23 protein-coding genes are annotated in these 21,428 nt (G+C 34.2%); 16 read left to right on the forward strand and 7 right to left on the reverse strand.

Annotated elements, in window-relative coordinates; all coding sequences use genetic code 11:
- Nucleotides 1-154: 154 nt before the first annotated feature.
- On the forward strand, nucleotides 155-1,033 hold the full coding sequence (locus C1631_RS02510; RefSeq protein WP_109710230.1) for a helix-turn-helix domain-containing protein: 879 nt from the start codon (nucleotides 155-157) through the stop codon (nucleotides 1,031-1,033).
- 184 nt (nucleotides 1,034-1,217) lie between these two features.
- Entirely contained in the window at nucleotides 1,218-2,003 is a 786-nt protein-coding gene (locus C1631_RS02515; protein WP_123966570.1) for an MBL fold metallo-hydrolase, read from the forward strand.
- 76 nt (nucleotides 2,004-2,079) lie between these two features.
- On the opposite strand, the gene C1631_RS02520 is transcribed toward C1631_RS02515, so the two are convergent.
- From C1631_RS02520 to C1631_RS02530, 3 genes are all read right to left on the reverse strand, one after another.
- Nucleotides 2,080-2,514: an HAD family hydrolase gene (locus C1631_RS02520; RefSeq protein WP_228441091.1), complete on the reverse strand. Its 435-nt coding sequence runs from the start codon at nucleotides 2,512-2,514 to the stop codon at nucleotides 2,080-2,082.
- Nucleotides 2,515-2,640: 126 nt separating this feature from the next.
- Nucleotides 2,641-3,234 (reverse strand): hypothetical protein, encoded by a 594-nt coding sequence (locus C1631_RS02525; protein ID WP_103249935.1) that lies wholly within the window; start codon nucleotides 3,232-3,234, stop codon nucleotides 2,641-2,643.
- Nucleotides 3,235-3,287: 53 nt separating this feature from the next.
- The gene (locus tag C1631_RS02530) at nucleotides 3,288-3,845 is read right to left on the reverse strand and encodes an SMI1/KNR4 family protein (RefSeq protein WP_109710236.1); all 558 of its coding nucleotides are present in this window, start codon (nucleotides 3,843-3,845) and stop codon (nucleotides 3,288-3,290) included.
- Nucleotides 3,846-3,941: 96 nt separating this feature from the next.
- On the opposite strand from C1631_RS02530, the gene C1631_RS02535 reads away from it, so the two are divergent.
- Together C1631_RS02535 and C1631_RS02540 are read left to right on the forward strand one after the other, a co-directional pair.
- Nucleotides 3,942-4,337 (forward strand): VOC family protein, encoded by a 396-nt coding sequence (locus C1631_RS02535; RefSeq protein ID WP_109710238.1) that lies wholly within the window; start codon nucleotides 3,942-3,944, stop codon nucleotides 4,335-4,337.
- Nucleotides 4,338-4,534: 197 nt separating this feature from the next.
- The gene (locus tag C1631_RS02540; protein ID WP_109710240.1) at nucleotides 4,535-5,404 is read left to right on the forward strand and encodes a DMT family transporter; all 870 of its coding nucleotides are present in this window, start codon (nucleotides 4,535-4,537) and stop codon (nucleotides 5,402-5,404) included.
- Between the two features lie 100 nt (nucleotides 5,405-5,504).
- Here the strand turns inward: C1631_RS02540 and C1631_RS02545 are convergent, their stop codons facing one another.
- On the reverse strand, nucleotides 5,505-6,287 hold the full coding sequence (locus C1631_RS02545) for a YdcF family protein (RefSeq protein ID WP_109710241.1): 783 nt from the start codon (nucleotides 6,285-6,287) through the stop codon (nucleotides 5,505-5,507).
- A 150-nt stretch (nucleotides 6,288-6,437) separates the two neighbouring features.
- On the opposite strand from C1631_RS02545, the gene C1631_RS02550 reads away from it, so the two are divergent.
- The 4 genes from C1631_RS02550 to C1631_RS02565 all read left to right on the forward strand — a co-directional run bounded on the left by C1631_RS02550 (nucleotide 6,438) and on the right by C1631_RS02565 (nucleotide 10,247).
- The gene (locus tag C1631_RS02550) at nucleotides 6,438-7,250 is read left to right on the forward strand and encodes a helix-turn-helix domain-containing protein (RefSeq protein ID WP_109710243.1); all 813 of its coding nucleotides are present in this window, start codon (nucleotides 6,438-6,440) and stop codon (nucleotides 7,248-7,250) included.
- A 65-nt stretch (nucleotides 7,251-7,315) separates the two neighbouring features.
- The gene (locus C1631_RS02555; protein ID WP_109710244.1) at nucleotides 7,316-7,789 is read left to right on the forward strand and encodes a DUF6265 family protein; all 474 of its coding nucleotides are present in this window, start codon (nucleotides 7,316-7,318) and stop codon (nucleotides 7,787-7,789) included.
- 424 nt (nucleotides 7,790-8,213) lie between these two features.
- Nucleotides 8,214-9,872: a hypothetical protein gene (locus tag C1631_RS02560; protein WP_109710246.1), complete on the forward strand. Its 1,659-nt coding sequence runs from the start codon at nucleotides 8,214-8,216 to the stop codon at nucleotides 9,870-9,872.
- Between the two features lie 12 nt (nucleotides 9,873-9,884).
- Nucleotides 9,885-10,247 (forward strand): hypothetical protein, encoded by a 363-nt coding sequence (locus C1631_RS02565; protein WP_109710248.1) that lies wholly within the window; start codon nucleotides 9,885-9,887, stop codon nucleotides 10,245-10,247.
- Between the two features lie 181 nt (nucleotides 10,248-10,428).
- Here C1631_RS02565 and C1631_RS02570 read toward each other — a convergent pair whose 3' ends face one another.
- Both C1631_RS02570 and C1631_RS02575 read right to left on the reverse strand, forming a co-directional pair.
- Nucleotides 10,429-11,970, reverse strand: a complete 1,542-nt coding sequence (locus tag C1631_RS02570) for a T9SS type A sorting domain-containing protein (protein WP_109710250.1) — start codon at nucleotides 11,968-11,970, stop codon at nucleotides 10,429-10,431.
- Nucleotides 11,971-12,362: 392 nt separating this feature from the next.
- A complete protein-coding gene (locus C1631_RS02575; RefSeq protein ID WP_109710251.1) occupies nucleotides 12,363-12,593 on the reverse strand; it encodes a SymE family type I addiction module toxin in 231 nt (76 codons plus the stop codon).
- A gap of 149 nt (nucleotides 12,594-12,742) precedes the next feature.
- Here C1631_RS02575 and C1631_RS02580 point away from each other — a divergent pair, with 149 nt between their 5' ends.
- From C1631_RS02580 to C1631_RS02610, 7 genes are all read left to right on the forward strand, one after another.
- Nucleotides 12,743-13,153: a helix-turn-helix transcriptional regulator gene (locus tag C1631_RS02580; RefSeq protein WP_109710253.1), complete on the forward strand. Its 411-nt coding sequence runs from the start codon at nucleotides 12,743-12,745 to the stop codon at nucleotides 13,151-13,153.
- A gap of 110 nt (nucleotides 13,154-13,263) precedes the next feature.
- Nucleotides 13,264-16,767: an nSTAND3 domain-containing NTPase gene (locus C1631_RS02585; RefSeq protein ID WP_109710255.1), complete on the forward strand. Its 3,504-nt coding sequence runs from the start codon at nucleotides 13,264-13,266 to the stop codon at nucleotides 16,765-16,767.
- A 72-nt stretch (nucleotides 16,768-16,839) separates the two neighbouring features.
- Entirely contained in the window at nucleotides 16,840-17,166 is a 327-nt protein-coding gene (locus C1631_RS02590) for an ArsR/SmtB family transcription factor (protein ID WP_103250223.1), read from the forward strand.
- Nucleotides 17,167-17,355: 189 nt separating this feature from the next.
- Nucleotides 17,356-17,814, forward strand: a complete 459-nt coding sequence (locus tag C1631_RS02595; RefSeq protein WP_109710257.1) for an SRPBCC family protein — start codon at nucleotides 17,356-17,358, stop codon at nucleotides 17,812-17,814.
- A gap of 130 nt (nucleotides 17,815-17,944) precedes the next feature.
- Nucleotides 17,945-18,523 carry a YdeI/OmpD-associated family protein gene (locus C1631_RS02600; protein WP_109711423.1) on the forward strand — a complete coding sequence of 193 codons (579 nt, stop codon included), beginning with the start codon at nucleotides 17,945-17,947 and terminating at the stop codon, nucleotides 18,521-18,523.
- A gap of 21 nt (nucleotides 18,524-18,544) precedes the next feature.
- Nucleotides 18,545-18,946 (forward strand): DoxX family protein, encoded by a 402-nt coding sequence (locus tag C1631_RS02605; protein WP_109710259.1) that lies wholly within the window; start codon nucleotides 18,545-18,547, stop codon nucleotides 18,944-18,946.
- A gap of 124 nt (nucleotides 18,947-19,070) precedes the next feature.
- Nucleotides 19,071-19,628: a DUF4256 domain-containing protein gene (locus C1631_RS02610; RefSeq protein ID WP_109710261.1), complete on the forward strand. Its 558-nt coding sequence runs from the start codon at nucleotides 19,071-19,073 to the stop codon at nucleotides 19,626-19,628.
- A 124-nt stretch (nucleotides 19,629-19,752) separates the two neighbouring features.
- Here C1631_RS02610 and C1631_RS02615 read toward each other — a convergent pair whose 3' ends face one another.
- Entirely contained in the window at nucleotides 19,753-20,721 is a 969-nt protein-coding gene (locus C1631_RS02615) for a hypothetical protein (RefSeq protein WP_109710262.1), read from the reverse strand.
- A 166-nt stretch (nucleotides 20,722-20,887) separates the two neighbouring features.
- Here C1631_RS02615 and C1631_RS02620 point away from each other — a divergent pair, with 166 nt between their 5' ends.
- Nucleotides 20,888-21,388, forward strand: a complete 501-nt coding sequence (locus tag C1631_RS02620) for a hypothetical protein (protein ID WP_103249534.1) — start codon at nucleotides 20,888-20,890, stop codon at nucleotides 21,386-21,388.
- Nucleotides 21,389-21,428 lie beyond the last annotated feature (40 nt).

Below are 21,428 nucleotides of genomic sequence, written 5' to 3' on the forward strand. Positions count from 1 at the left end.
CCTACAGATTACTCAGATTTCCAACGATGGCTGCTTATGAAACGGGTATTCAGGCCTTCATCACGTATGTTTTTAGATTAAAAACATAAAGAATCAATACAATTTTTATACATTTAATCAAATAAAAAAATATAAAAAAACAATACAGATCTTTATGAAAACTCAAAAGCAAATTACAGTTTATAACGAAAAAGAGAGTTTTAAAACTGATACTATTGAAAATTTTTATATTTCCTATTATCAGGATGAAATGAACAATCTAAATCGTATAGACAGTCATCAGCATACTTATCATGAAATCATCTGGATAGAAGAGGGCAGGGGTGTACATACAATAGATTTTAAAAACTATGAATTTTCTGGGCCTTGTCTTTTCCTGTTACATCCTAAAAATGTGCATAGAATTTACAAAGAAACACCTAGCAGTGGAGGAGTTATCAAATTTAACGATAACTTTTTTATACATGAAGATTCTCATTCAAAGTTTTTATTGAAGTATAGTGTTTTTGATGATATAGATGTACTGCCTGTAATTAATCTCAATAAGGAAGAAAAAATGGAAATCACCGATTTTTTTGACTTGATGTATAAACAGTCTGGAAATGGGAATGCTTTTTCAGCCCATATTATATTGAATTTACTCAAATCTTTTTTGCTTAAAATTTATCAGATTAAAAAGAAAAACTTTAGCATTGGAGATAGTACGGATCATCGTTTTTTAAGATTTAAACAATTTCAGGAACATCTTGAACGTCACTTTACCCAACAACATACTGTAAGTTTCTATGCTGAAAAATTAAATATAAGTAACAAAACACTCTCTACCATTTGTAAACTGATCAGCCATAAAACCGCTCAGGAGCTAATAAAAGAAAGAATTCTTTTGGAAGCCAAAAGAATGTTGATCTATACCGATTTGTCAATAAAGGAGATTGCTTATTATTTAGGTTTTGAAGATCATGCTTATTTTACAAGGTTTTTTACAGCCAATAGCCTTCAGAATCCTTCGGATTTTAAAAAAGAAAATATATAATTTCTTAAAAGTCCAATATTCAGGAAGTTTTATCCATTTCATAATCGGGAAGTTCTGTCCAATTTTACAGAAAAATAATACCGTAATATTATGGACAGAATAACATTTATAAAAGCTCAGCTTTGGCTATAGTGGCAGTTCTGTTATATTGTTTATGAAAAACCCTGATAAACTTTCAACTCCTATGAAAAAATTATGTACAGCGTGTGGAACTCAATTTCCGGAACATTATAATGAAGAATTATGTGCTATCTGTAATGAAGAAAGACAGTATATTCCGGTTACCGGACAAACGTGGACGACCCATGATCGGCTTCTTACTACCCATACTACAAATATTGTAAAACTAAATGATCACCTTTATGAGATTACTATTACGCCCGGATTTGCCATAGGACAGAGGGCCTTTCTGGTTATTTCAAAAAGCGGTAATATCCTTTGGGACTGTGTTCCTTTGCTCGATCAGCATGTGATTGATTTTATTAATGAAAAAGGAGGACTACAGGCCATAGCCATTTCACATCCTCATTACTACAGCAATATGAATGACTGGGCAGAAGAATTCAAGTGTTCTCTCTATATTCATAAAAATGATGAGCAGTACATCAGTGAAAAAGGAAATCGGATTAAGCTTTGGGAAGGAGACGAAATGCCACTGTGGGATGATATTAAAATTGTAAATATCGGAGGTCATTTTGCAGGTAGCAGTATTTTACTCCATAAAAGCATGTCTGAAAAAGGCACCCTACTTAGTGGTGATACCATGTATCTTTCTCCCAATTTAAAGCACTTTGCCATCATGTACAGTTATCCCAACAGAATACCATTACCGGTGGCGGAAATAAAAAGAATTAAAAAACGTCTGGAGGATCTGGAGTTTGATGCTGTATATGGTTTTTACAGTTACCAGAATCTGACAAAAAATGTAAAACAAATTCTGAATAATTCTATAGAAAAGTATTTAAGCTAAAAATAACGATTCCCTTCTTCAAATTGTGTTTATTGAAGAAGGGAAGGGTTACTTTGATAAAAAATGGTCTGGACTTTTAATGAGTAAGACCAAGTATATTGTCTAAAGTGTGAACATCAGATGCAATATAAGTAGGATCGGAGCTCATTAGTTCTTCTTCAGAATGTGCACCCCATAAGACCGCACAGGTTTTTACTCCGGCACTTGTACCCATCATAATATCTACCGTAGCATCCCCGATGTAAATTACTTTAGCCAAATCATCGTTATTCATGAGCTTCAAAGCTACATGCAATCCCTCAGGAGCAGGTTTATGCAGCTGTACAAGATCTGACCCTATAAATACATCAATAAAGTGATCAATTTTCAATTGTCTGCAATTCTTTTTCAGCACGTCTGTTTTTTTACTGCTTACAATTGCAACATTCTTTTGGGCTTTTTTAATTTTGTCCAGCATTTCATAAATCCCCGGAAATAAAACAATCGTACTATCTGAATTTAATTTATAGATTTATAGGTTATCAGTGGTCGGATTAATTAATAAGTGTAAATCTACAAATATATTCAATTTAACATAATATAAATTATAGGCAAAATAAAATATTGCTGGAATGGTGGTCTATCGTCTGAGAATCCGTTATTTCTCTAATTTTCCTTCCAGATATTCTGTAACGACTTTTCGGAACTCCTCTTTGGTCATAAACCTGTCCAGAAATGTTTCCAGATTGCCTTTACTTTCGATCTCGTCAAAATATACTTCATGGTCTGTACCGTATACCGTTGGATTCGATTGATCAGGATCTGTTGTACACACAAAAAAATGATCCGGATATCCATAAGAATAAAAAATGCAGATAAAATCCATTTCTGTGCCCTGTACGATTTTTTTTACCTGATCTTCATCTACAAGCCCGTCTAATTCATTATAATCTTCTGTATTTTCTTTAAACGGCGTAAACATCCAGTTTCGGAAAAAATATTGACCATAGGCAAAGTCATGATCTGAAAAATAATGCTCAAGCAAATCTGTGTAGAATTTTTCAGAATCAGCCTTATATAAATCTTGATGACGTTCATAAAATGCATCAATCCCATAGACATCCCAGTCTTTGTCATATAAATAATGATTAAACTCTATGGCTTGCCAGTTTTCGACAAAATTTTTGTCGGAACTTACACCGTCTGTATTTCCGCCTAACCGATTGATTTTATACGCAATATTCTCGTTCATGATATCTTTATGTATGTTTTTAATTTGAAATGTAACAAATATATTATGTTAAATTACTCAACAATAAATTTCTTCGGAAAACCATTTCCATGAGCTTCAATACTGATAAACTCATTTAATTCTTCATTGTATTGACTTGTATAATAAGCATTTAAGGAATTTAAAAGATGTTTAAGACTGCCTGCAATTACATTCCTATCAGGATCCCGGTTCCAAAATTCAAGGATTTGTCCCTTATTTCCGGTAAAAATTCCTTTCAGATCATAGCAGATATAACTTCCTCCTCCATTGTGAAATATGGGGATCCAGTTCTCATTCCACCAGTTTTCAATTTCGAAATCAGTGCCTATCATTGAAGTTAGTTCTTTTGCCAATTCCAACGCCTCTTTTAAAGGAATAAACATGGAATTGTTGAGGAAAGCATCATAACAGCTACTCGCCTGCCCGTTTTTCCATTGGTAAAAAGTTTTCAGGTCGTCAGGAATTTGAGTACAATACTGGTTTTCAATACCTTGAATTTCTTCTTCTTGCAAAGGCTCCAGTAAACTTTTATAAAAATCAGGTCGCAGTCTTTGAATATGACTATCCAACTGCTGAAGAATCTCTTCCATAGTATTTATATCCCGTTAAAAATACAAAATCTTGCCTCATGACAAGCTTCATTGTGAAGAAAGATCGTAATTTTATCTCACCAAAAATAAAATATTATGAAACCAAAAATGATCTGGGCCAACCTGGCTGTAGCCGATCTGGACCGCACACAGAAATTTTATACAGAATTGGGATTCAAGCCCAATGGTGCTCATACTTCTAAAGAATTAGTAAGCTTCTTCGTCGCCGGAAATGAATTTATCATTCATTTTTTTCTGAAAAGTGTCATTGAAAACAACCTGAAGATGTTAACCTTTAATAATCCTCAGGATAGCAATGAAATTATATTCACCCTTTCCGCCGAATCCAAAGATCAGGCAGATCAATGGGCCGAAGAAGTAAAAAATGCCGGGGGAAAAATTGTTTCAGAGCCTGAAAGTTTTGGAGACCATTATTATGGATTTGTTTTTGCTGATCCTGATGGACATAAGTTTAATGTATTTCACATGTAAGTCTAAAAATATTTCTTTATTTTTGAACTTCAATATATACATATGAACCACGCAAGCTGTTTGCCTCCTCCAAGATTTTAATATTCTCAAATTTTAATTTGAAGTATTCAAGCTGATAAAAAATTATCCGCATGTTCTGTATTGCTTCAAATTCTCATTAAATAATTTAAAATCTTTTACAAACAGTTCATTTTCTAATGAAAAAATCATATTTATTATTGCATCTGGCCGTAATTCTGGCCGGCTTCACAGGCGTATTCGGGAAACTAATCACTTTAAATGAAGGCTTGCTGGTCTGGTACAGACTTTTATTCTCTGCTATTATTTTATTCTTTATTTTACACCTGCTGGGAATTCGGTATACTGTTTCTTTTAAAGATAAAATACAGATATCCAGGGCAGGGTTGCTCCTCACCTTGCACTGGCTTCTTTTTTATGCGAGTATAAAATATGCTAACATTTCCATCGGTGTTGTGTGTTATTGTCTGACCAGCTTTTTCACGGCGGTTTTTAAACCACTATTGGATAACGAGAAATTCAAAGTTTCTGAGTTATTACTAAGTACATTGACACTTGCGGGAATCAGCTTAATTTTTCACTTTGATACTTCTTATCAGCTTGGCATTACTTTAGGAGTATTTTCCTCTGCTGTAGGAGCGCTTTATACCATCTACAACAAGCGTCTGGTACAGCATTTTGATACCAAAGTCATCAACTATTATCAAATGGTTGCCGGGACTTTATGTTGGGGAGCACTTTTGCCCGTATATCTCCTCTATTTTCAGGCAGATAGCATAGTTCCCGGATTAAAAGACACGGCTTATTTGGGGCTCTTATCGTTTTTTTGCACAGTAGGCTTGTATGTGGCTTTTGCAGAGGTTTTAAAGTATATTCCGGCCTTCACAGTCAACTTAACGTATAATCTGGAGCCGGTTTATGCTATTATGATGGCGTTTTTATTTTTCGGAGAAAGCAAAGAAGTCAATCTTTCTTTTTATATCGGATTGGTATTTATTATAGCTTCCGTCGTTTTACAAACTATCATCTCACTGAAGAAAGCAAAATGATCAAAGCCATCTGAGTAACATTTCAGAAATCAAAAACCGGACACTCAAATTACTTGTAGTGTCCGGTTTTATATAGGATAACTTCTGGAATAACCTTATCCTATTTATTGATTCCTAATAAATTATATAATTTCACTTGACCTATTCCCAGAATTTCTTTAAGCATGACAAATGTGAATGCAGCATTATAGCTGTTAGGAAACAGGGTTATTTCGGTATCTATAAAATCTGATACCTGCGGAACAGGTTTTAATCCAAATGTCTGAAACAAAGCAACAGACCTCTTCATATGAAAACCTGAAGTAACCAGGTATATATTCGAAGGAGGCATTCGTTTAAGAATCTCGTTGGAATATTTGGCATTAGTATAGGTATTCATACTTTTATCTTCTTTAATAATATCAGCAGCCGGCACCCCCATTTTTTTAAAGTTTTCACTGAATAATTCCGCTTCACTGATATGTCCTCTTCCTTTTCCGGAAATTAATATCGTACAAGGCTGATTGTTTTTCCTGAATTCATGATACAATTGATAAGCTGTAACAAGTCTGGAATAAGACATTGTATGCAGTTTCTCTGTATTCTCAATGTCTACAACTCCGCCGCCTAGTACCACAATAACGGGATTCTGAGCTCCTGTAACTTTCATCTCAGCACTATTGATGTATTCCTTCTGCAGATATCCGGAAGTGATCTTACCCAGAAAACCATTTCCTATAAAAATGGTGATTAAAATGACTGATATAGTAATTCCTGTTCTTAGGTTTTTACGTATATTTTTTCTTCTCAGCAGATAGATCATAACCGCTGCAAGAAATAATAAGAAATAAGGTTCTGTAAAAAGCTGTAAAGCACGGAATAAAAAGTCTAATAAAAATTTCATCTATGATAATATTGATTAATGCCAGAAACATTGGATTTTCAAAGATAGGGAATTTCATGTGGACAGCTTTTTCCAGTGGATTCGGATGACCTTTTTGAAGCAGGTTCATTTTTAATTTAATAATTTTATAGAATCAGAATATTGAATATAATGGATTATCAAACATTTCCCCCTGCTGCAGACCTAACTCCTTTTATAAAATGCTACTGGACGTTAGATCATCCCGGAGAAGATATTCAGCAAACCCAAACTATTGTTCCCGACGGCTGTATGGAAATGATTTTTCATTATGGAGATCTCTACAATCAATACATCAACGGAAAAGCTGTTTTACAACCCAGAAGTTGTGTTTTCGGACAGTTAACCGAACCTCTTAAGATAGAACCTACAGGAATTACCGGTATTTTTTCTGTGAGATTTCATTATGACGGATTTATCCCCTTTGCCACTCTTCCGATCAAAGAAATGGATGATAGAGCAGTTTCTCTGGAAAAACTTTACGGAACTGAGGGAACTGAACTGGAGAAAAAAGTTGTTCAGGCTAAGACTATTGAACAAAAAATAGAGTCAGTAGAAACTTTTTTATATAAAAGACTTAATCCGGAAACAATAGACAGAATTGTACAGTCCACCATTGATTTGCTTTTACATGCAGACGGATCAATACCTGTACATCAACTTTCTGAACAGATAAACATCAACCGCAGACGACTGGAAAGAAAATTCTCTTCTGCTGTAGGTCTCAGCCCCAAACAACTTTCTAAAACGATACGACTTCAAAGAATCATTAAACTCCTTCTGAATAAAGAGTATACTACCCTTACGGCTCTGGCTCATGAATCAGAGTATTATGACCAGGCTCATTTTATCAAAGATTTTAAAGAATTTACAGGCCTTACTCCTAAAGAGTTTTACGGTGACAACCTACAAATGTCTACCTTATTTTACGGAACCAATTCCTGATGTCGCATTTTTACAATTTTCATTTTCGATTTATCGTGAATTTTGTTGTGATAAAATAAACAACAATGAAAACAAAACTAATTGCTGCTCTAATGGGGATCATCATTATAGGCAGCTGGGCTCAGCAACAGAGTGAAATCAAGAAACTGAAATGGCTTCTGGGAACCTGGGAAACCCAGACTCCGAAAGGCAAACTGTATGAAACATGGACCCCAAAAAGTAAAACCGAATTTCAGGGCAAAAGCTATTACCTGAATAAAAAAGATACCATCCTATTTGAATCGGTACAACTGGTGGAAAAAGATAAAAAGCTCCATTATATTGTATCTGTCAAGGGTCAGCATCATGGGCAGCCTGTCGACTTTGTTTCAACAGCTGCTTCCAACTCAACTTCTCTTGTATTTGAAAATCAACAGAACGATTTTCCACAAATTATTACCTATAAAAAAGTGAGTAAAGATTCTTTATTTGCTAAGATTTCCGGCATGATGAGCGGGAAAATGGCTCAACAGTCATTTCCTATGAAGAAGATAAAATAATGGATAAATGTCATATTTTTTCCCCTAAGTTATTCTCATTTTAAAAAAATATTTTTATACATTTGCAATCATACAATATGACACTTTTTAGTGTGTTAATAAAAAAAACTAAAACCTACCTGCATTGAAAAAGCACAGAACCATCGACGTTTTTATTACATTACTCCATATATTTCTGGACAGACATTTTTGTAAAGGGAAAAAAAACTAATATTTATTTAAGGACAGTAAAACTCATTATTTCAGTCTTAAATAGGCCAAAAAAAAACCATGAAGCTCTTAGAAACGAAAGCAGATAATTTCGGGTCTGGTAATTATCTGCCAAAAAATACAGGCTACCCTTATATTACTAATAATAAAAATTCAATAGTCTATCTTTATTTGTGGTTCAGATACAAATGAGATAAAAATTATTTTGAAACAAATGAACAACTCAAAATTACTAAAAATAGCCGTTTTTAGTTTATTAACTATTACCTTTTCTTGCCGTGAAGAACTGGAAACTTCAACTGACAAAGCCCATGTCATTGAACAAGCGACTGTAAAAAACGGGCGACTTTATTTTCCAAACAAAGAATCATTAAATGCAAGCTATGAGGATCTTAAAAAGAAAGACCTTGAGACGGTTCAGCATTTTATGGAAGAAAAAGGAATTGAATCTCTAGTTCCTATTATTACAGATAAAAACGAAAACCAGGTTATCTCAGAATTAAAATCCAGAAAAATCGGATCCTTACAAAAAAATTCATCTATGTTGATGAGAGGCGAATCCGTTTCTCCTGTTTCCGATGAAGATATTTATGATGATCTTGATGATTTGGAGGAAGTTGTAGGTGATGAAGTGTATGCTTCTATGCTTAACGGTAGCGCAGAAATACAAATTGCAGACAAAATCTATAAATATACAGATGCCGGGATGTTTGTTACCACAGAGCAGAATTATTCCAGACTGCAAAATTATCTTGAAGTAAGAAGGATTTCTCCCGATCTTCTGATTCCTACAGAGGCTTCTGTAAGAGAAAAATTTATCACAGATCAGCCAAGTGGTGAATTGGTTACCTTACCTAATACTGATAATACCATCAGTTATTTTGCCTCTCCTGTTGACAGAAGAAGCGGTGCTAGTGGCGGCGGATTTAGAGGCAGCGGCGATGGAGGATTCAGAGGCGGTGACAGCGGAAGTGGCAGTGGTAGCACTGGCGGTACGAGAACAGGTGGTGGCGGTTTCAGAAACCCTCCTACGACGACTCCACAACCACAGGAACCTTCGATTGCAACTATCGTTCAGAATTTACCTATCGGTGAAGTGAGAAAACCATGGTTAGGAAATGTTTTCGGAAAAACATGGACTACTTATGACAAGTATGAAAGCAAAAGAAGGGTTAAAGTAAAGTTCTATTCACAAAATTTATACCTTGTTTATGCTGTAGGATGTAAAGTAAAACACCAGTATAAAGGATGGACAGGCTTATGGAGAAAAGAGAATGCAGAGAAATTAGGGATTGGTATTAATTCCATCTCATGGAAGTTTTCACATTCATTAACGTATGCTTCCAATAATACACCAAGAGAAGTATATTGGTTAGACGGAAAAATGTATAAAGCAGCCAATAATACAGATTATGTTAACGTAGGACCGGCTACTATGCCTACTTTTCCTTTCTCCAAGAATGCAACAGTTGATGCTGTTATTCAGTTTACAACAAATCTTTCGGGGCTTTCTGAAGAACAGTTGAATAAATTGTTTTGGGAAGCTGCATGGAAACAGGCTAATAAATTCCTGGAAGGGCAAAATAAAAAACTGAGCAGAGTGGCTTTCGTAGTTGATTCTTATGAGCAAACCTATATTCAATATTATGATTTCAGTCAGATTGAAGATAATCAGGATGTTATTGAGAGAATCTTTAATTGGGGGGTTGCTACTCCACAATTTACTTATACATTTGGCGGAGGAACAGGAACAGGTATAGCCGTTACAAGTTATAAATTTGATTTTCTTCAGCCTACAGCCGTTGCTGTAAGTATGTATGGAATTGCCAAGAAAAATGGAGCCTGGCATGGTGTCAAATTGAATGCACAATAGAAATTATATAATATGAAAACTAATCTCATTTTATTATTCATTGTTTTATTCTCATTCAGCTCATGTGTATCGGATGAAGAAAGCGCAAGACAGGTCAATTCTTCATTTCAGGGAAACTGGAGCGGAAACTTTACAGGAGATGAAAGCGGTACTCTTACTTTTACAGTACAAAAAGAAGGGACAATGGTTGGCGAGATTCATTTCAATCAAACTAATACAACAGAACCTATTAATGGTTATGTTAATTTTGACGGGAAATTTGATATGAACACCAAAACCCATTATACATTTTCAGGCTATTTGCAAAGTTCTAAAAGTGACGGAAAATGGACAAAGAATAATCTCAAAGGGAACTACAGTTTTCAAAAGCAATAATTAGATTTTTTATACCCATAGAATAAGCCCTGGCCCTTGTTGGTCAGGGCTTTTTAAATGCTGGCCCAGGATATCATTTTACTTTTAAGGTAAAAACAGAATCAGAAATAACAAAAATCCCCGAAACATAAAGTTTCAGGGATTTTCTTTAAAGTTGTTGTTCCGTTTACTGGACGTTATTTTATTTTTTAATCACTTTCTTACTTACCTGATTACCAATCTTGATATAGTATACACCTGTATTCAAATGAGCAATATTCAATCTTTCATTTTCATTCTGAACAGCTTGCTTCATCACTAATTTTCCTGTAACATCCACTACTTCTATATTCTGATTAAGCAAAGTTTTATCTAAACGATTAATGGTTACCACATCTTTGGCAGGGTTCGGGTATACCGCAAATTCTGCTTTCTTTTTAGTATCCCCGGTTCCCAGTACACTCATTTGCGTATGAATTCTTGTGAAAAACCCATCTCTAACTGAAGTAAACTGATCATTGGATACATATCCTGAAATAAGCAGTTTATGATCTGCCTGTAAAATACCTGTTGACGGAGACGTGGTTGAATACCCATGGTTGATCGCAAGTTTCCCATCTCCACTGAAGCTGTTATCAAGGCTACCAGTAGATGTCAGACAAAAAACAGTAGTCACTAAAACGCTTCCCGGAAAGTAAGTACTTGCCACTGCGAAGATTCTCCCGTCATTATCCAAAAGCAATTTAGAAACATTTGATTCCTGGGTACTTCCGCTATAATTCAAAGACAGATTTCCTGCCGTTCCAAATGTCGTGTCAGGCTGCAAATCAGCATTAAATTTATAAAATCTGTTCTGCCCTGCGCTGTTAACCCCAGCAAACATTATAGAGTTATCAGGAAAGAATGTTGAAGTGGAATAATTTCCTGTAAGATTGGATGTGAAGGTTTTGAATCCGGTGGTATTAAAGGTGGTATCAAAAGTACCGTTTGGTAAAAGTTTTACCAACCCGAAATTGTTACCCACATTTCCTGCTAATAAAATGTTTCCATTGGAAAGAAGCTTCATATTGTGTACAGATGATGGAGATCCTACCGTAAACAATTTGATTTGTTTTCCGTTATTTCCAAATCCTGTATCAATACTTCCGTTTGCATTTAAACGCGCTACCGCAAAGCGATTGGTAGTTCCGTCATACGATCCTCCTCCGGTAATTATTTTTCCATCAGGCTGTACAACAATTCTATTGATCTCATCAATTGGTTCTGAACGCGATTCGAAAAGAAAAGTCGTTCTTCCCATATCTCCGAAACTGGTATCCGGTGTTCCGTCAGCGTTTAATCTTACAATACCGCAATGGCGTTCCTGGCTATTGATAAGCGGATAAACAGCTCCTCCGATCAGAATTTTCCCATCTTCCTGAAGAACAATTTCTGAAGGTGACGCCGTGTAGGCACCGAAAGTAATATTGACTGACCCATTGGTTCCGAAGCTGGTATCCTTTGTCCCGTTAGGAAGATACCTGAAAATATTAAACTGAGCACCGGAAATTGCGCCTCTGGCAATAACAAGTATTTTGCCGTCAGGCTGAAGTGCCATTTTACTGAATATTAACTTTGAAGGATTGGTTGCACCGGTTTCAATGATTTTACCGTTAGTTCCGAAGCTGGTATCATAATCTCCGGCAGTCTGAGCATTCATCAAGCCTGCAACAAGCGCTGATGCAAGGAATAATTTTAATTTCATAGGTTATAGTTTATACACATTCAACAAAAAAACATTTCAATATGATTTGTTTTTATTCCACTGATATCATCCTTCTGGTGCGAAAGATGTTCTCTACTATCAGTTAGGAAGTTGCAAAAATACGGGATTTCTCTGATAATAAAGATTATTTCCTTTAAAAAAATGCTTTTGTGGTAGGTTTAGTTTCGGCGGCCTGCGGCCGCCGAAACTCCTTTTACCCACACCTTCATCAGGCAAGTTCACTTGCCCCTTCTTAGCTCCCTAAAATAAGCGGAGTCATCAAGAACCTTTGCGTTCAAAAGAATCAAAAACTCTCGAAAACCAAGCAGATATTGCAGATTTCCATTACTCACCTATCTGAGTAATCTCCAAGATCTGCGAGAGAAAAAAAATTATATTTCTCTGTAATCCATTTCCTTTTCCAGAATAATCTGATGTCTACTCACGGTCACCACCACCCTGTCGCCAGGCTCGAAACCACACTCCTGTACCCATTTTCCTGCAATCCGGATTTCGGGGAAGAAAACTCTTTTATGATAGGCTCTTTCATAGCATTTATGGGAAACCGTAAGGTTACGATGGGGAACAATTTTATATTTGCCACGGATAGTTATCTTTTTCATATGTGTTATTTTAGGCAAATCAAGAAATAACTTTGAAGATATACCAGTTGAGGAAAGGATATTTTATTCGAAAAGACGGATGTTTTAGAAGATAATTTATTTTTAAGACTGCCTTTATTTTTATCTTTTAAAGCTTTATATTTGTTATTATGATTGACACAGATATGCAAAATAAAAAAATACATCAGGGTAGAAATATTAAACGTTTCCGTGAAATGCTGGGCATCAAACAGGAAGCCTTAGCTTTTGAACTGGGTGATGACTGGAACCAGAAGAAAATCTCCCTTTTAGAGCAAAAAGAAACCGTAGAGTCTGATATTCTGGCACAGGTAGCTCAAATCCTGAAAGTTCCCACAGAAGCGATTGAGAATTTTGATGAGGAACAGGCTGTGAATATTATTTCTAATACTTTCAATACACACGACCATTCAAACGGTGTGAATGTTCAACCTACTTTTACTTTCAATCCTCTTGATAAGATGGTTGAGCTTTATGAGCGCATGCTTCAGCAGCAGAAGGAAATGATTGAGAAATTGGAAAAACTTATAGAAAATAAGTAATAAAATTTTCAATATCAACTCTCAATCAATAACTAATAATCAAATATACTCATAAGGGCTTGCCTAGATATTTTGTCTATGGCTAGCTTATTATTAAGCAAGAATACTTAATGACAGATTTCGATTTTCATAATCTACTTTTCGATACAGAATTTGAAAAACTATGTGTAGATATTGTTAATATCCGAGATAGTCCAATCAAATTTACAACATACAGACGAGGAAAAGACGGTGGCATTGATTTTAAATCTACCAACACACAAATAAAGATTATTGGGCAATGTAAATTATATAATCCTGCCAATTACTCTTCATTTTTCACAAGTTTGAAAAATGAAGTAAAAAAATGTACCCGACAAAATCCAGATCGTTATATTCTTTGTACCAATATTACATTAAAGCCAGATTGGGCAACTAATATTCTTGAACTTTTTCAAGGATATATTAAAGATGAAGAAGATATCATAGATGGAGCAAAACTTAATAGATTTCTTCGTGGTGAACAATATGAAAATAAAAAATATCAACATCTATTAAAAGTTTATTCAAAACTGCTGGTTCCAAATTTACAGTTTGTTGAGCGCGAATTAGAAAAAATTGTTCATAAAAAGTTTATTAATAAAACAAAATCATTTCTCAAACAGATACATAAAGAACATAAATTATTTCATAATACTCAAATCTTGAGAAATTGTATAGATATTCTTGAGAAAAACAGAATTATTATTCTTACCGGAAATCCCGGCGTTGGAAAAACTACCACTACCAAAATGATTGTAAATTATTTTATCAATCAAAAAGTAGAGAATGTACTTTTTCTAACTGATAATGATTTTGTTGAAATTGAAGGCCTTTATCAAGAAAATCAAATTATTGTCGTAGATGATTTTTGGGGGCAAAATTTTAGCCCGGAGCAACTTGATGGTACGCTACTTCTAGATTTTAATAGAATTATAAATTATTTTAAAGAAAGTAATAATTGTTATCTTATTCTTACTTCAAGAGAATATATCATTAAAGATGTTTTAAGTTATTCAGAGTATGAAACTCAACACATCTTAAATACTGACAAATTTATTGTAAACCTAGATGATTATCATGATGAAGACAAAGTCCGTATTTTTCTCAACCACCTTTTATATTATGACTTTGAAAAATCATTTTTTGATCATTTAAAATACAGTGATACTCTTGAAGAGATTATCAACCATCCTAATTATTCACCTAGGCATATTGAAGGATTTATTAAACAATTCTTAGATTTTGAAGATCAGAGTCGATTTAATTTTTATTATTCATTTCAGGAATATCTAAACAGCCCTATTGAATATTGGAATAAAAACTTCAATGATTTAAATGGTACATCTAAACTTATTGTTCTATTATTACTGATATCAAATGATTCAATTGATTTACGAAATTTAGAAAAATCTTTTAATGCTGTACAAAGCTTTGTCCGTGAAAGCTTAAATGAAGATATAAAGCCTTTAATGTTTAATAAACAGTTAAAAATATTAGAAGACTTTTATATTATTACGGAAAAGCAATATGATTCTGATCAAATATTTATTCGTTTTCAGAATCCAGGGATAAAAGACTTTTTAATTGAATATCTTAGAAAAGATGGTAAATTATGGATAGAGCCATTAATAAAAAAGGCAATATTTTTTCATCAACTCGATTCTATCTTTGAGACCCAAACCCAAGAAGATGACAAACAAAATATTACATCCGGAAATCCTCTGTATGGAAAAAAAATTAATCTTTCTGAAGAGTTAAAAAAAGTATTAAAAGCTAAAATACTTAAGGAGTTTAAAGAATTAAATTTTAGTTTTTATGATGATAACTTATCTGAACGTAGTCTTCCCTTAAAGCATACTGTTGATGAAGCTAAATATCGGAAATTGTTTTTACTTAATAACCTTTTCAATATTTCAAAAGAAGAAAATCTGGATGTACGAAAATTTATAATTGAAGAAGTTAAAGAAGATATAAATTCATATTCATCAATTAGTTGGAAAATAATGACGGAGCGTTCAGTAGGCGAATTTTCAAATATAATAAAATTATTAATTCCTTATATAGAGATAGATGCCAGCTATATAATTTATTGTTATTGGGATAATTGTACATTTATTTATGAATATTATCATCTATTTAAATTAAAAAAGATATTTCCAATAGAGTTTGATGCTTTTTTTAAAAAAAATATTATTGAAATAAAGGAAGATATAAAATATCAAATAATAGATGAAATAGAATATTATAGAGATAATGATATGGAATCTGAGCTTGATACACTTTTAGATTATTACATAGAAGAAATTTGTACAAAATATAAAATCAGACTTACTTCTAAATTTATTAAAGAGATTGAGGATACGGCAGAACGTGAGATTTTCTTACTTTCAAAACCTATAAATAATAAGGAGATAAAGGTTTGGAAAAAACTCAAATCTCAACCTAGATATCAGTTTAAACCTAAAAAATTTGATAATGTCGTAAATGAATATATACTCGATAATTCGAATGAAAATTTTGAGCCAATTAAATATCTTAAAACTATTAAGAATAACAAAAAATTAATTAACGAAATTATTAGCATACTAAACTTACATGGCAATGAGTCTATATTAGCTCCTTTTAAACATAACAAAGATATATTTTCATTTTTTGTTCATTGGATAGAACAATATACTATTTCCATATCATCGCATAATGAATATACAATTTTAGATTCCTTTTTTATCTATTACTGCAAAACTAAAAATATTGATCCTATTCTTTTTAAAAATGTTTTCTATGAATTGACAAAAAATAGTTTTAGTCATGACTTTTCAATTCCAAAAATTCGGATTGAAAAACTTTTTATTCAATATAATATTCCACATCATGATGTAGAAATACTATCACCAATTATCATTGCTAATAAAAGATGGTATGAATTTTCTGGTTCTGGTTTTAAAGCTTATTTTATTAGTGAGCATTTAAATCACATTGAATCTAACGAAGAATTTAAGGAAAAGGTAATTGAGTACACTTTTGAAATACATGACTCAAAGTTATTATGTTATTTAAATTATAAAAATATAAATCGTTTAAATAAAATTGTCATTGCTCCTGAACTTCAAAGATTCATATCCAATATTGATACTACATCACCAAGAGCAATTTTCTCATCTTTCTTAAATTTTTTCAAAATTGAATTTGAATTAGAATGGTATAAACAAGAAAGAAGATTTGGAGAAAGTTCACTATCAGACGATGAATGGTTTATTGCATTAATCATTCAATATTTAGAGATTGATTTTACAACAATTAGCTTAGATGTATATTTTTTAAAAGATTTTTACTCTGAAGAAAATATTAAAAAGTATGGCATTAACATAAAAACACATCCTAAATTTTATAAATATATTATAAATAAACTACCTAAAAGAAATGGCTTTGACTTTCTTACCAAAGAAAGTACTATCTATTTTGATATTAAACTAGATGAGCTAGTTCAAGATGAAGAATTCTATTTAATTCTTCAGGAAGTAGGAATGGAAAATTATGTTTTAAACCTTTATGAAAGAATTAAGCAAGCTGTGAATAATCTATTAATTTCTTAAATTATAAAAAAATTCAAAAAAACTTGCGTAGCTAAATAACTACACATATATTTGTAGTCAAATAACTACACAATGAATTTACGAAGAGATGTATTTCAAGCCATAGCCGATCCTACCAGAAGATCTATATTGATGTTGGTAGCAGCTCAGTCGATGACTGCCGGAGCCATTGCTTCCAATTTCGATACTGCGAGACCTACCGTTTCCAAACATATTCAGATCCTTACAGAATGTGAATTGCTGAGATCTGAACAAAACGGTCGTGAAATTACCTATCACCTAAATCCCAATAAAATGAAAGAAATCGCCGACTTTATAGAGCCGTTCCGCAAAATGTGGGACGAGAAATTCAATAAGCTTGAAGATGTGATGAAGGCGTATCAGAAGAAAAATGTGTGAGACGAGATGCGAGGTACGAGTTATGAGGTGCGTGTTGCGCGTTTCGGGTTTTCGGACAATGAGTTAGCACACCAATACAAAACCAGATAAAAGTCCTTTACTCGTATCCTCAACCTCAATAACTCGAATCCTGCACCACGAAAAACAATAACACGTACCTCAAATCACGAAACCCAAAACCCTCAAAATATGGAACTAAAAACAAAAATTCACGCCGAAGACGGCAAGCAGGAGATCTTTATCACCAGGGAATTTGATCTTCCCGTAGAGCTCCTTTTCAAAGCATACACAGAACCCGAACTTTTTGAACAATGGATGGGCTCCAAAGTTGTCAAGATGGAAAACAAACAACATGGCAGTTACCGTTTCGAAACCTTAAACGCTCAGGGGGAAGTCGTTTTCAGCGCCAACGGAACTATTCATGAGATCGTTCCCAATCAGAAAATTACCCGAACCTTTCAGATGGAAAACACCCCATTTCCGGTTCAGTTGGAGTTTTTAGAATTTGAAAAGCTAACGGATACCACCAGTAAAATTACAATCCAAAGCATCTACAAATCAGTAGACTTCAGAGATCAGCACCTGAAAATGCCATTTGCCCAGGGAATTAATTGGGCACATAACCGTTTGCAGGAAATGTTTGAATAGATGTTGATATTAGATGCCAGATATCAGATATCAGATATCAGACTTCAGATACCGGAAGTTAGAAGTTGGAACACTGTCCAACTCTATCAATGTACGACTCTCCCACCCTCAAACTTATACACTCAAAAGCATGAATCCAAAAACAGATTTTTTCTTTAACGAAGCCGGTCCATGGCAAAAAGAATTTAAAAAATTAAGAGCTATCGCGCTCAGTACCGAGCTGGTAGAAGATTTAAAATGGGGATGCCCTTGTTATACCTACGAAGGGAAAAATATTTTTCTCATTCATGGTTTTAAAGAATATTGTGCCCTTCTTTTTTTTAAAGGAGCACTGATGAAAGATCCTGACCATATTTTAATTCAACAATCAGAAAATGTACAGGCAGCAAGGCAAATCCGATTTACTGATATAGAACAGATTAATGATCTCGAAAAAATTCTTAGGAATTATATGTTTGAGGCGGTTGAAATTGAAGAATCAGGAGCTAAAGTTGAAATGAAGAAAACCAAAGAATTTGAAATGGCGGAAGAATTTCAACAACAACTGGATAAAAATCCTGAATTAAAAGAAGCTTTCGAAGCTTTGACACCGGGAAGACAAAGAGCGTACCTGCTCCACTTTTCTTCTGCCAAACAAAGCAAAACCCGTGAATCAAGAATTGAAAAATGTATTCCGCAAATCCTTGAAGGAAGAGGAATCAATGATTAACCACAATTAAAAACAACCCCAATGGAAACACCCAACACATCAGAAAAACGTAAAAAAATCATCTACTGGATCTTTACCTTGTGGATGGCACTCGGAATGGCCTCTACAGCCATCGTTCAGCTTATGAAAACGAAGGATGAACTCGATAACTTTACCAATTTAGGTTATCCTTCCTATCTTATGACGATTATTGGAGTCTGGAAAATCTTGGGCGTAATCGTCATTTTGATTCCTAAACAGCTTCTATTGAAAGAATGGGCATATGCAGGCTTTTTCTTTGTGATGTCGGGAGCCGTGATCTCACACCTTATCGTTGGAGACCCTGCCGGAAGAACGCTTCCTGCTGTTTTATTGTTTGCCCTGGTTATTATTTCATGGTATTTCAGACCTGCCAATAGAAAAATTTCTGTCAGCAGTCAATAAGAACAATAGAAATTGTATCGCAGATAAAATGTTTGCATCTTACAACAGCATTAATATAATAACTTGCGTCTTTGCGCTTTACCAACAAAAACATTCGAAACCATCAATTAAAACAAAACTTGATATGAAAAACAAACTCTTAACACCGGAACAAAGCGAGTCTCTTTTAAAAACCCTAGCAGACCGTTTTGAAAAAAATATGAACCGTCACAAAACCCTGAAATGGGAAAAAATAAAAACCAAACTGGAAGCCAGCCCTGAAAAACTATGGTCTCTACACCAAATGGAAGAAACAGACGGCGAACCGGATGTCGTAGATTACCATCAAAAAACCGATGAGTATATTTTCTTCGACTGCTCCCCGGAAAGCCCGAAACGTAGAAGCCTATGCTATGACTATCAGGCCTGGGATTCCCGAAAAGCCAACAAACCGGAAAGCAATGTCATCGATACCGCCTCTGAAATGGGGATTGAATTGTTAACGGAAGAAAAATACCGCCAACTTCAACAATTAGGTAAATTTGACCAGAAAACATCAAGCTGGGTACAAACACCTCCTCAAATCCGGGAACTTGGAGGTGCTATTTTCTGTGATAGACGTTATAATCATGTTTTCATGTATCACAACGGAGCAGATTCTTATTACGCAGCGAGAGGTTTTAGGGGGAGTTTGAAGGTCTGAGCGTATGAGTATGGGAGTGTTTGAGAGAGAGTGAGTGAGAAAAATAAAATACATATTTAAGCTTTGTATGTTCGCCCGGATTTCTCAGATATACACAGATTTTTAGCACCATACTTTTTTGTCATTAGTCAATTTTGGGATCTCTCAACCAGGGAGATTCCACACTCCAGAAAATAATATTGACCCCAAGATAATTTTGTGCATAATTCACAAATTCTTCTTTGGTAAAAGGTTTCTTCGTTTTTGGATTGGTGTAGGTTAAAGTTGGTTCCTGAACGGCCATCGCTACAAGAGACAGTTTTCCTTTGTACTGATTAAAAAACGGGTAAGAATTCTTCATCTGTGCTTTTTTATCAGGAACAATATCCGGACCTCCCAATCCTATATTGTTTTTATCGGCAAAATCAAACAGTCTGGACATATATTGATGGTCATTTTCCCATTCACAAGGAAAGAAATTGACATACTGTAAAACATACGACTGACGAAAAGCATTTCTTGCAAATTTCAGATTATCCAGCTCAGCCTGAAAATAACGGTCACAACTGAAACCTGTTTTATCTTTTTTCATGTTGATATCGACAGAAGTCTCAGGAAGATTAATTCCCTGAATTTTCCCGTCAAACTTTTTCGCCAACTCTCCTATCAGCTTCTGAAATCTCATCCGGACAGAGGCATTCCACTGTTGGGTAACCCATCCGCTTCCTACAGGTTTATTTTCACCCGGATTATCATATTGAGCCACAAGGCCGCCGGTATATTCTTTTTCATTCAAAATATAATCGGGGACATATCGTGCCTGGGGTTCAAAGAATCTGTCCTGAAGCTGAATAAATAATTTTTTATGCAAAGAGGTTAAGTAGTTCAGATCCTTTTCAATCACAGAAAAGTCGTAGACATCTTTTGATGTTTCCAATGCTTTCCAGTTGTAAACAATCTGCACCCCACCAATATCTTTTCTTGTAATCATCTTTTCAATATCCTGAAGGTCTCCCGATGAAGTATAGATATAGTTTTGAGGAGTTTGCCCCTTCAAAAACTGTAATCCGAAAATCAATAATCCCAATCCTACTCCTTTGAATATCCTTTTCATAAAAACATAAAATTTAAAATAAAATACTATGAAACATTTTTCGTGCCCAAATCTCTCATTATTTTAAACTTTAGAAAATTATTTGTATTTATCCTTATTATTCTTTAATATTTAAATACTATTGTTATTTTAGCACTTCGAAATTTGATTTTAAATAACTAAGGATATGAAGAAATTAATTTTACTGGGTGCTATTTCAGTACTAATGATCCATTGCAACAAAAAAACTGAAACCCCGGCTCCAAAAATTGAAACTGATACGATTGCCGTAACAGAGCCTGTGGTAGATACGCTGGGACCAAAATCATTCTGCTTTGTAGGAGTAACAGGTAAAGACAGTGTTTTTGCCTCTATTGATGATAATCTGGGGACGATTACAGGTAAATTAACCTATAAAAATAGCGAAAAAGACAGCTCTAAAGGAGATGTTACAGGTTTTAAATCAGGAGATACCCTGAAACTAACCTATGAATTTGCTTCTGAAGGTAAGAAAAGCAAAAGAGATATTTACTTCCTTCAAAAAGACAATACCTTGACGGAAGGAATTGGTGATCATAAAGAAGAGGACGGACAGTCTAAATATGCTGACGATAAAAAAGTAAGCTATAAAGACGGGCAGAGACTGATTGCATCAGACTGTGCAGTGGTTAATAAAGCCGTGAAATAGACATTTTCAGTTAAGAAGATATAAAAAACAGCTGTTCGCT

It is taken from the genome of Chryseobacterium phosphatilyticum, assembly GCF_002899825.2.
Lineage (GTDB): Bacteria > Bacteroidota > Bacteroidia > Flavobacteriales > Weeksellaceae > Chryseobacterium > Chryseobacterium phosphatilyticum.

Bases quoted from the DNA above. Each gene is read 5' to 3' on its own strand.
- C1631_RS02565 (WP_109710248.1), top strand. From the start codon at position 9,885: ATGAAAACTAATCTCATTTTATTATTCATTGTTTTATTCTCATTCAGC.
- C1631_RS02540 (WP_109710240.1), top strand. From the start codon at position 4,535: ATGAAAAAATCATATTTATTATTGCATCTGGCCGTAATTCTGGCCGGC.
- C1631_RS02575 (WP_109710251.1), bottom strand. From the start codon at position 12,593: ATGAAAAAGATAACTATCCGTGGCAAATATAAAATTGTTCCCCATCGT.
- C1631_RS02560 (WP_109710246.1), top strand. From the start codon at position 8,214: ATGAACAACTCAAAATTACTAAAAATAGCCGTTTTTAGTTTATTAACT.
- C1631_RS02550 (WP_109710243.1), top strand. From the start codon at position 6,438: ATGGATTATCAAACATTTCCCCCTGCTGCAGACCTAACTCCTTTTATA.
- C1631_RS02590 (WP_103250223.1), top strand. From the start codon at position 16,840: ATGAATTTACGAAGAGATGTATTTCAAGCCATAGCCGATCCTACCAGA.
- C1631_RS02515 (WP_123966570.1), top strand. From the start codon at position 1,218: ATGAAAAAATTATGTACAGCGTGTGGAACTCAATTTCCGGAACATTAT.
- C1631_RS02545 (WP_109710241.1), bottom strand. From the start codon at position 6,287: ATGAAATTTTTATTAGACTTTTTATTCCGTGCTTTACAGCTTTTTACA.
- C1631_RS02580 (WP_109710253.1), top strand. From the start codon at position 12,743: ATGATTGACACAGATATGCAAAATAAAAAAATACATCAGGGTAGAAAT.
- C1631_RS02555 (WP_109710244.1), top strand. From the start codon at position 7,316: ATGAAAACAAAACTAATTGCTGCTCTAATGGGGATCATCATTATAGGC.
- C1631_RS02510 (WP_109710230.1), top strand. From the start codon at position 155: ATGAAAACTCAAAAGCAAATTACAGTTTATAACGAAAAAGAGAGTTTT.
- C1631_RS02595 (WP_109710257.1), top strand. From the start codon at position 17,356: ATGGAACTAAAAACAAAAATTCACGCCGAAGACGGCAAGCAGGAGATC.
- C1631_RS02610 (WP_109710261.1), top strand. From the start codon at position 19,071: ATGAAAAACAAACTCTTAACACCGGAACAAAGCGAGTCTCTTTTAAAA.
- C1631_RS02585 (WP_109710255.1), top strand. From the start codon at position 13,264: ATGACAGATTTCGATTTTCATAATCTACTTTTCGATACAGAATTTGAA.
- C1631_RS02570 (WP_109710250.1), bottom strand. From the start codon at position 11,970: ATGAAATTAAAATTATTCCTTGCATCAGCGCTTGTTGCAGGCTTGATG.
- C1631_RS02535 (WP_109710238.1), top strand. From the start codon at position 3,942: ATGAAACCAAAAATGATCTGGGCCAACCTGGCTGTAGCCGATCTGGAC.
- C1631_RS02530 (WP_109710236.1), bottom strand. From the start codon at position 3,845: ATGGAAGAGATTCTTCAGCAGTTGGATAGTCATATTCAAAGACTGCGA.
- C1631_RS02620 (WP_103249534.1), top strand. From the start codon at position 20,888: ATGAAGAAATTAATTTTACTGGGTGCTATTTCAGTACTAATGATCCAT.
- C1631_RS02615 (WP_109710262.1), bottom strand. From the start codon at position 20,721: ATGAAAAGGATATTCAAAGGAGTAGGATTGGGATTATTGATTTTCGGA.
- C1631_RS02600 (WP_109711423.1), top strand. From the start codon at position 17,945: ATGAATCCAAAAACAGATTTTTTCTTTAACGAAGCCGGTCCATGGCAA.
- C1631_RS02525 (WP_103249935.1), bottom strand. From the start codon at position 3,234: ATGAACGAGAATATTGCGTATAAAATCAATCGGTTAGGCGGAAATACA.
- C1631_RS02605 (WP_109710259.1), top strand. From the start codon at position 18,545: ATGGAAACACCCAACACATCAGAAAAACGTAAAAAAATCATCTACTGG.